Raw genomic sequence first — 7,166 nt, forward strand, 5'->3', positions numbered from 1 at the left:
GGCACAACCACCGAGGATCGCTGCGCAAAATGCCAACGACAAAGGTGTACAAACGCGTTTCCCAAGATTTTTCATAGGTTGACCCGCGATAAGTGATCGACACCTTTTTGTGACAACAAAACCCGAGCGCAAAATCCACGGACCTGTCACAAAAAAAATTACTCGCGTATCACTTATAGCCCAATCATGAGCAAGGCCATGAAAACCTGGCAGTTCTTACATCACCGAATCGGAGCGATGCAAGGTGTTGCTCTGCAATTCATAACGCAATTCTTCAATCAGGGCTGCCGCGGCTTCGGCGGTTTGCAACGTGGCCATGTTCAAGCCACTGACCACCAGGTCCACCTGCCCGGAAAGAGGATGGTAGAGCTTGACCGTCAATGAATGGTCGCCGCTGATGCTGCACTCACAGGCCAGCGGTGAAAAACTCTGTTCGATCAGGGTCCGCAACTGGGCCAGCGTAATCATTGCGGTGGGCCCTGGCGGCATATTCCGTGGTATTGCAGGTTCATGAGGCCGTTCCTTTAGCGGTTTCGTGGGGACAGACAAGCGATCAGCAGACGCCTGCCCTGCACTACCAGCCTAAAAGCCGCTACACCGAGCCAACACATTAATTTGCACCCGGTGCATTAGTGCATTTGCACCTTAACGTTGCCCCTTGTTTCGCCCCGCGCCTGCAAACAATCCACGCTCGCGTGCCCAGACAATCGCTTCACTGCGGCTGTGAACATCCAGTTTGGAGTACACCGTCGCCACGTGATTACGTACGGTATTGGGTGCCAGTTTCAAGCGTGCGGCGATTTCCTTGTCGGCCAGGCCTTCGCAGATCAGGCCCAATACATCACGCTCGCGCGCCGTCAGATCGGTGAAGGAAACGTCGGGCAATCGTGGTGAGTTGACGCTCTTCACGTTGGCCAGCTTTTCAATCAGCGTGCGGCTGAACCACGAAGCGTCTTTCATCACTTCTTCGATAGCCGACACCAGTTCCAGCTCGGTGCGTTTGCGCTCGGTGATGTCCATCAGCACCAGCAGGTAGCACGGGCTGTCCTGAATGTTCACGGTGTCGGCTGACACTGCGCAATCAATCAGGCCGCTGTCTTTGCTGCGCACGCGAACATCGACGCGATCCAGCCTGCCGGTTTTCTCCAGTGCCGCGAACAGCCGCGCACGGGCGCTCTTGTCATCGAAGAAATCAATGTGCGCAATACTCTCGCCCAAGACCTCCTCGCTGGGGTAACCGAGGGTGTCGAGAAACGCTTCGTTGACATCGAGCACTACCTGATCCCCCGCACCGCACAGCAGAATCGGCACCGGGGACAAGCGAAAGGCTTTGGCGAAACGCTCCTCGCTCTGGCGCAAGGCGACTTCAGCCTTGTGCCGCGGCTCCATGTCGACGAACGAAAACAACATGCAAGGCTCATCGTTGAGTTCCAGGGGTTGGCCGGCAACGATCACCTGCTTGCCAGTGCCGTCAGCCATGCGCAATTCAGCCTGCATCTGCGGGATGGTGGTCCCTTCGAGCAAACGCTGCTTGGCCAATTCCTTGTTTTCGGCCTGTTCGAGTACGTCCAACTCGTAGGTGGACGTGCCGATCACCTGGTCGCGGGCAAAACCGGTCATTTCAAGGAAGCCGGGGTTGACCTTGATGTAGCGCAAATCACTGAGGCGACAGATCACAGCGGGCGCGGGGTTGGCAGCGAAGGTTTTTTCGAAACGCTGCTCGGCGCTGGCCCAGTCGGTGACGTCGTCCATGATCAACACCAGGGATTCCGGCTCGTTTCGGCTATCGGCCAAAACGATGCTGCGTACTTTGTGGACCCACGAGCGCTCGTCTTTGTCCGCCGTGGAGCTGACTTCCACCAGCACATCGCTGAACGTCTCGCCCCGCGCAACGCGGTTGATCGGGTAGCTGTCGACCGGCACCTCATGATTATTGCGATAGCGCAGGGAGAATCGCTTGGCGTAGGCCTTGGCGTTGTTTCCCAGATCGCTGACCTGTTCGACGCCGTGCATGGCCAGCGCGGCGTCATTGGCCCAGAGAATAGTCTGGTCGGGGTCGAGCAGGATGACCCCGTCAGACAGGCCGGCGATGATCTGCTGCAACTGGCGGCGATTGGTTTCGGTGGCGAGGACGTCCTGGCTCATTGTGGCTCCACACGTGTAATGACCCTGTGAAGACTACGACCGCCCGGGTTTGAGATAGTGCAAATAACCCTGTAGGAGCCGGCTTGCTGGCGATGGACGTGAACGATGACGCGCCCTGTCTGAATGATCGCAGTGTCCGGACGTTCTTCGCCAGCAGGCTGGCTCCCACAGGGGTTGAGGCACATCCGGAAGAGATTAGCCCCACAAAGGTTTGGGTTAAACCGTTCGATCTTGCAGCACCAACTCGCGCAACGTATCGAGAAACAGCTTGAGCACCGGCGAATCATCATCTGCGCGGTAAGTGGCGTACAGCGGCACTTCTGGCAATGCCGGGGTCAGGCGTCGGAACACCAGGCCCGCCGGCGCCAGTTGCTCAATGGACGCCGGCAGCAACGCCACGCCGAACCCGGCACGCACCAGGCTGAGCAAGGTTTGCACCTCGATCACCTGCTGGCGGATCTGCGGGGTAAACCCGGACTGGAGGCAGCACTGGAACAGAAAGTCGGCGAACCGCGACTGCTTCAGTTCCAGGGCCACGAATGGCTCCTGAGCCAGATCCGCAGGCGCCAGGGTTTCCCGCGTCGCCAGTGGATGATCGATTGGCATGACCACCCGGATCGGCTCGTAGATCAGCAGTTCGTTGCGCAACTGCGGATCGTCATAGCCGACCCGGAACACACAGGCATCGATGCGCTTCTCCTTCAACGCCTTGACCTGCGCCGCCGGGGTCATTTCGTGCAATCGCCAGTTGACCTGCGGATAACGCTCACGAAACAGATGCAAGGCCCGCGGCAGCACACCGACCATCACCGAGCTGATCATGCCGATTTCCAGCTCGCCCAACTGGCCGCGGCCGGTCTGGCGGGTCAGGTCCAGTGCGCGGTTGAGCTGTTCGAACACCAGCGGTGCCTGTTCCTTGAGCATCTGCCCGGCGGCGGTCAGTTCAACGCGGTGATGGCTGCGCTCGAACAACGGCGTGCCCAACTCCTCTTCCAGCAAGCGAATCTGTTGGCTCAGTGGTGGCTGGCAGATGTGCAGCCGAGTGGCGGCGCGACCGAAGTGCAACTCTTCGGCCAGCGCCATGAAATACCGCAGCAAGCGCAGGTCCATGCCGTTTACCCCAGGTTCAGCGGTGTCGAGCGTTGACGCACCCCGGTCAGACTGAACAAGGCATTGGCGATGGCCGGGGCCACCGCCGGGCTGCCCAGCTCACCGACACCACCGGGTTTGCCCGGTTCGCCGTCGACGATCAGGATGTCCACCGCGGGCATGTCCGACATGCGCGTCACCCGATAATCATGGAAATTAGTCTGCACCACCCTGCCCTGTTTGATGTCCAGTCGATCGAACAGTGCATGGCCGAGGCCCCACATCAAGCCGCCATAAATCTGCTCTTCGACACCACCGGGGGACACCGCCAGGCCGCAATCGACCACGCACGTGAGCTTGTCGACGTTGATTGCGCCGTCCTTTTTCGACAGGCGCGCGACCACCGCGATGAAACTGGTGTAGCCCTGATGGGTAGCGATCCCGAGCGCCGTCCCCTCCGGCAGTGGCTGGCCCCAACCGGCACGTTCGGCAGCGCTTTTCAGCACGGCGACGTGCCGTGGCCGCTCGTGCATATGGGCCAGGCGAAAGGCCAAGGGGTCTTGCCCGGCGCCATCGGCCAGTTCATCCATGAAGCTTTCCACGGCAAACACATTGGGGATGAAACTCACCGAGCGATACCAACCGCTGGGCACATTGCTTTCATGTTTGACCCAGACCAGGTCCAGGTTGGCCGGACGATAGGCGAAATCCCAGGCCGTGATGGCTTCGGTGGTGCTGTAATCCATTTTGTCCGGACGCTCGAAATAACCTGGCTCCCATTGTTCCGGCGAGGCTGGCGACACCGCGTTGAGCTGCAACGCAGTCAGGCGCCCCTGTTTATCGAGTGCGCCCTTGACGCGGTGCAGCGTCGCCGGATGCATGAACAACGAGCGCATTTCATCTTCGCGGCTGTTCATCAGCTTCACCGGTACTTTGGCCTGCTGCGCCAGATAAGCCACCTCAAACAACCAATACTTGGCTTCTCGCGCACCAAAACTGCCGCCGGACACCATTTCGTTGATGATCACCTTGTCCTTGGCGATTCTGCACACCTTTTGCGCTGCCTCCAGCGCCGATGACGGCACCTGCACCCCGCCCCAATAAGTGATGGCATTGTCCTTGACCTGCGCGGTGATGCAGATCGGCTCCAGCGGGTTCTGCACTTTGTACGGCATGCGGTAATCGGCTTCGAGCAGCTTCACCGCGACCGGCCATTGCGCGCCTACATCGCCCGCCGCCATGGCGGACACCCGTTGCGCGCCTTTGTCATCCAGCGCTGCGGACTGGGCCTTGACCAGTTCGTCGCTGTCGAAACCGGCCAATGGCGATTCGCTCCATTGCACCTTGAGCAATGCCCGGCCCTGATGCGCCGCCCAGTAGTTGTCGGCCAGCACCGCGACGCCTTCCACGTTGCCACCGAGCACGTCAGGCCGCCCCGGGACGGCAATCACTTGGCGCACACCGGGCACTTGCAAGGTCGCGGCGGCATCCACTGACAACACCTTTGCACCGATTACCGGCGTGCGTTGGATGACTGCGACCAACATGTCCGGCAGCTCTACATCGATGCTGTACTTGAAGCGCCCGCAAACCTTGGCCTGGGCGTCGCGCTTATGCCGAAGCTTGCCGATGTAGCGAAACTGCGCCGGATCCTTGAGCGTGACCTGGGCCGGTGCCGGCAGTTCGGCGGCAACGCCCACCAGTTCAGCGTAAGCGAGACTGCGCTGGCTCGCGCCATGCACCACGCGCCCTTCAACGGTGCTGCAACTGTCGGGGCTGACTTTCCATTGCCTCGCTGCCGCCGTGATCAGCAACGCCCGGGCCGTGGCGCCGGCCATGCGCAAGCGGTCGTACTCCAGCGATACGCTGGTGCTGCCGCCCGTGGAGAAGACTTTCCAGACCGGATGAATGTAGGTGTCGAAAAACGGATCTTCGGGCGAGATCACCTGCACAGTCATCGGGTTGACATCCAGTTCCTCGGCCACGCAAGCCGCCAGAGCCGTGTGCGTTCCGGTGCCGGAATCGTGCTTGTGCACCACCAGTTTCACCGTGCCATCGGGCAGGATGCGCACCCAGGCGTTGGGTTCGAACGTTCCCGTCGGCGTCGGAGCTTTGGGGTCAGTCGCGCCCAGGCTCGATGGGAGATAAAACGCGATGGCCAGACCGCCGGTAGCGGTCGCGGCTTGCTTGAGAAACACGCGCCGCGAAAGGTTCACTTGGGAGATCGTCATCACGCCTCCTTCGACGCGGACGCCGCGCGCTTGATCGCTTTGTTGATGCGTCCGTAAGTGCCGCAGCGGCACAGATTGCCGGACATGGCATTGCGAATCGAATCGTCGGTGACCGCAGCGCCAGTGTTGAGCAGCGCGGCGGCGGACATGATCTGCCCGGATTGACAGTAGCCGCATTGCGGGACATCTTCGGCAACCCACGCCAGTTGCAGCGGATGCTCTTGTGTCGCTGACAGACCTTCGATGGTGGTGATGCTGTGGCCCGCCACGGCGGCGACCGGCAACTGACAGGATCGCACCGCGACACCGTCCAGGTGCACGGTGCAGGCACCGCACAGGCCCATGCCGCAACCGAACTTGGTGCCGGTGAGTTTCAAGTGGTCACGCAACACCCATAACAAGGGCATGGAGGGCGATGTCTCAACCAGCTCGTGTCGTTCGCCGTTTACCGTGAATTCGATCATTGTCAGGCTCCAAGAGAGCGGCCCGTCTTTGTGCAGGCCTGGTGATCGATTATTGGAAGCCTTGTGAAAACCGGGCCAGCGACGATTTCTGCCATCCTGTGTAAGTAGGACTAACAGCATGTACAAGCGATACCCGTCGGTGCAGTCCATGAGCGCATTCATCCAGGCGGCGCGCAGCGGCAGTTTCTCCAGCGCGGCGCGCAAACTCGACCTGACTCACAGCGCCATCAGCCAGCAGATTCGCGCCCTTGAGGACTTCATCGGCCAGCCGCTGTTCGTGCGCGAAGGTGGCGGCAGTAACCTGACCGATGCCGGGCAATTGTTCGCCAGTGTGTTGTCCGACGGATTGGCGCAGATCGACCGGGCGCTGTCTTCGGTGAAAAACCGCAGCGTGACCCAACGGCTGACCCTGGATGTCGACAGTGAACTGGCCCAGAGCTGGCTCAATCCGCGCTTGCCGCAATTGCTGGGTCTGTTGCCCGATCATGAGGTGGTGCTGTTGTCGATGCCACGCTCGGACCGCAGCGCGTTCGAGCGCGTCGACCTCGCCTTGCGTTACGGTTATGGCGATTGGGAAGACTGCGAGATGACGCAGATCTGTGCAGATCGGGTGATGGCGGTGGCGGCGCCCGAGCTACTGGAGCGCTATGGTTTGCAGTTGCCGTTGAGTCCGGCGCAGATCCTTGAATTGCCTTTGCTGGGTTACACGCGGCGCTCCTGGATACCATGGCTGGATGCGGCGGGCATGCCTCCCGTGGAGCCTCCTGCGCGGGTGGTCTTTGATAACGCGGCGAACCTGATTGCCGCCGCCGAAGCCGGGGTCGGTGCCGGGCTGGTGCGAGGTCTGCTGGCCGCGGATGCGTTGCGCAGCGGGCGGCTGGTGGCGCTGAACGACGCGCAGATTGCGGCGCATTACAACCTGTATGCGGTCTGGCCGCGTGGACAGGCCGAGCGGGTGGCGCCGGTGGTTGAGGCGGTCAGGCAGCTGGCCTTGCTTACACAACACTGACGCCATCGCTGGCAAGCCAGCTCCCACAGTGACCGAGCTGGCAATCCAATCTCTGTCACACCACAAAACCTGTGGGAGCTGGCAAATCCAATCTCTGTCACACCACAAAATCTGTGGGAGCTGGCAATCCAATCTCTGTCACACCTCAAAACTGTGGGAGCTGGCAATCCAATCTCTGTCACACCAAAAAACCTGTGGCAGCTGGCAAATCCAATCTCTGTCACACCA

The 7,166-nt window shown here is 60.5% G+C and carries 6 protein-coding genes; 1 reads left to right on the plus strand and 5 read right to left on the minus strand.

The window, feature by feature from the left end; genetic code table 11:
• Positions 1-216 precede the first annotated feature (216 nt).
• From D8U69_RS00205 to D8U69_RS00230, 5 genes are all read right to left on the minus strand, one after another.
• Positions 217-468: a DUF1652 domain-containing protein gene (locus D8U69_RS00205; RefSeq protein ID WP_056852859.1), complete on the minus strand. Its 252-nt coding sequence runs from the start codon at positions 466-468 to the stop codon at positions 217-219.
• A 177-nt stretch (positions 469-645) separates the two neighbouring features.
• Positions 646-2,145 (minus strand): helix-turn-helix transcriptional regulator, encoded by a 1,500-nt coding sequence (locus tag D8U69_RS00210; RefSeq protein WP_130904780.1) that lies wholly within the window; start codon positions 2,143-2,145, stop codon positions 646-648.
• Between the two features lie 216 nt (positions 2,146-2,361).
• Positions 2,362-3,255 carry a LysR substrate-binding domain-containing protein gene (locus D8U69_RS00220; protein ID WP_130906422.1) on the minus strand — a complete coding sequence of 298 codons (894 nt, stop codon included), beginning with the start codon at positions 3,253-3,255 and terminating at the stop codon, positions 2,362-2,364.
• 5 nt (positions 3,256-3,260) lie between these two features.
• Positions 3,261-5,465, minus strand: coding sequence for a molybdopterin cofactor-binding domain-containing protein (locus tag D8U69_RS00225; RefSeq protein WP_130906423.1), 2,205 nt, complete (start codon positions 5,463-5,465; stop codon positions 3,261-3,263).
• Positions 5,465-5,929, minus strand: a complete 465-nt coding sequence (locus D8U69_RS00230) for a (2Fe-2S)-binding protein (protein WP_056852863.1) — start codon at positions 5,927-5,929, stop codon at positions 5,465-5,467. Before D8U69_RS00230 ends, D8U69_RS00225 begins: the two co-directional genes overlap by 1 nt.
• Positions 5,930-6,047: 118 nt before the next feature.
• On the opposite strand from D8U69_RS00230, the gene D8U69_RS00235 reads away from it, so the two are divergent.
• Positions 6,048-6,938, plus strand: a complete 891-nt coding sequence (locus tag D8U69_RS00235) for a LysR substrate-binding domain-containing protein (protein WP_130904775.1) — start codon at positions 6,048-6,050, stop codon at positions 6,936-6,938.
• Positions 6,939-7,166: the final 228 nt, after the last annotated feature.

Origin of the sequence: Pseudomonas sp. Sample_16, from assembly GCF_004307665.1 — a bacterium.
Taxonomy (GTDB): domain Bacteria; phylum Pseudomonadota; class Gammaproteobacteria; order Pseudomonadales; family Pseudomonadaceae; genus Aquipseudomonas.

Excerpts from the sequence above, each read along its gene's own strand:
- D8U69_RS00225 (WP_130906423.1), bottom strand. The coding sequence starts at position 5,465 with ATGACGATCTCCCAAGTGAACCTTTCGCGGCGCGTGTTTCTCAAGCAA.
- D8U69_RS00235 (WP_130904775.1), top strand. The coding sequence starts at position 6,048 with ATGTACAAGCGATACCCGTCGGTGCAGTCCATGAGCGCATTCATCCAG.
- D8U69_RS00210 (WP_130904780.1), bottom strand. The coding sequence starts at position 2,145 with ATGAGCCAGGACGTCCTCGCCACCGAAACCAATCGCCGCCAGTTGCAG.
- D8U69_RS00205 (WP_056852859.1), bottom strand. The coding sequence starts at position 468 with ATGATTACGCTGGCCCAGTTGCGGACCCTGATCGAACAGAGTTTTTCA.
- D8U69_RS00230 (WP_056852863.1), bottom strand. The coding sequence starts at position 5,929 with ATGATCGAATTCACGGTAAACGGCGAACGACACGAGCTGGTTGAGACA.
- D8U69_RS00220 (WP_130906422.1), bottom strand. The coding sequence starts at position 3,255 with ATGGACCTGCGCTTGCTGCGGTATTTCATGGCGCTGGCCGAAGAGTTG.